This is a genomic window from Janibacter sp. CFPM2_SD2, from assembly GCF_057364645.1.
This window is the reverse complement of the sequence record NZ_JBNFOF010000357.1, coordinates 1-1,221: the sequence shown is the minus strand read 5'-3', so window position 1 is coordinate 1,221 and position 1,221 is coordinate 1. Positions and strand designations below refer to the sequence as shown.

Below are 1,221 nucleotides of genomic sequence, written 5' to 3'. Positions count from 1 at the left end.
TGGCCGGCGCGGGGGAGTCGGCCGCCGTGCCGCTCGTGCCTGCCCGGGCCGTGTAGACCCCCTTCGTCCTGGCGGCGGGAGCGCTCGTCGTCGGGCTGGCCGGGCTGTCGCTGAGGGCGGGGTTGGCATGACGCACCGCCTCGGCTCCTGGACACCTCCCGACGACGCGGCCACCGTCCTCGCGCTGCGCGGCGTGCACGCCGGCTATCTCGGGGCTCCGGGCGTCCTCGACTGCGTCAGCCTGACGATCGGCACCGGTCGACGATCGCGATCCTCGGGGCCAACGGCTCGGGCAAGACGACGCTGCTGCGCGTGCTGTCCGGCGCTCACGAGCCGGCCGAGGGGGCGGTCGTCTCGGGCGGTGAGGTGCTGCGGCACACCCGACGCGGTCTCACCGCCCACCGGCAGCGGGTGCAGCTGGTCATGCAGGACCCGGACGACCAGCTCTTCAGCGCCGACGTGCGCAGCGACATCGCCTACGGGCCGACCAACCTCGGGTTGCCTGCTGAGGAGATCGCGGACCGGGTCGACGAGGCGCTCGCGGTGCTCTCGCTCGCGGCGCTCGCCGACCGTCCGGTGCACCGGCTCTCCTTCGGTCAGCGCAAGCGGGTCGCGGTGGCCGGTGCGCTCGCGATGCACCCCCGGGTGCTGCTGCTCGACGAGCCGACGGCGGGGCTCGACCCGGCCGGGTCGAGGAGATGCTCGCCGCCGTCGCGGCGCTCGAGGCGCACGGCACGACCGTCGTGCTGTCGACCCACGACGTCGACCTCGCGTGGAGCTGGGCCGACGAGGTGGCGCTCGTCGTCGACCACGTCGTCCACCAGGGCGAGGTGACCGACGCCCTGACCGACGGTGCGCTCGTCGAGGCGGCCCGGCTGCGCCCGCCGTGGTCGGTGCAGCTGCTGCGCGAGATGGGGATCGAGCCGCCGCGGCCGGCTGGCCCCGCCACGCCCGCCGAGGTGGCGGTGGCGCTCGGGTCGTCCCACGCGTCCCACGGTTCTCGGGTCACCCGATAAACCGCGGGTCAGCCCTCGCGGGCGGCCAGTACCTGCTCGCGCAGGATGTCGGCGTGGCCCGCGTGCTGGGCGAGCTCGCGCAGCACGTGCAGGAGGACCCAGCGAAGGGGGAGCGGCCCCCGACGGTTGCCGGTCACCACGTCGTCGAGATCGAGGTCGGCGATCGCGGCCCCGGCCGTCCGCACAGGCCTGTCGGTGGGCCGCG

3 protein-coding genes and 1 pseudogene are annotated in these 1,221 nt (G+C 75.3%); 2 read left to right on the top strand and 2 right to left on the bottom strand.

Going from position 1 to position 1,221, the window contains the following annotated elements; translation table 11 throughout:
* A partial coding sequence (locus tag AC2W7J_RS18295) for a hypothetical protein (RefSeq protein ID WP_485984206.1) occupies positions 1-199 on the bottom strand: 199 nt, incomplete at its 3' end.
* A 113-nt stretch (positions 200-312) separates the two neighbouring features.
* On the opposite strand from AC2W7J_RS18295, the gene AC2W7J_RS18290 reads away from it, so the two are divergent.
* Together AC2W7J_RS18290 and AC2W7J_RS18285 are read left to right on the top strand one after the other, a co-directional pair.
* Entirely contained in the window at positions 313-834 is a 522-nt protein-coding gene (locus AC2W7J_RS18290; protein WP_485984204.1) for an energy-coupling factor ABC transporter ATP-binding protein, read from the top strand.
* Positions 831-1,016 carry a hypothetical protein gene (locus tag AC2W7J_RS18285; RefSeq protein ID WP_485984202.1) on the top strand — a complete coding sequence of 62 codons (186 nt, stop codon included), beginning with the start codon at positions 831-833 and terminating at the stop codon, positions 1,014-1,016. The genes AC2W7J_RS18290 and AC2W7J_RS18285 overlap by 4 nt, the downstream gene beginning before the upstream one ends.
* An 8-nt stretch (positions 1,017-1,024) precedes the next feature.
* Here AC2W7J_RS18285 and AC2W7J_RS18280 read toward each other — a convergent pair.
* Positions 1,025-1,221, bottom strand: a pseudogene (locus AC2W7J_RS18280) (mycothiol transferase); the annotation flags it as partial.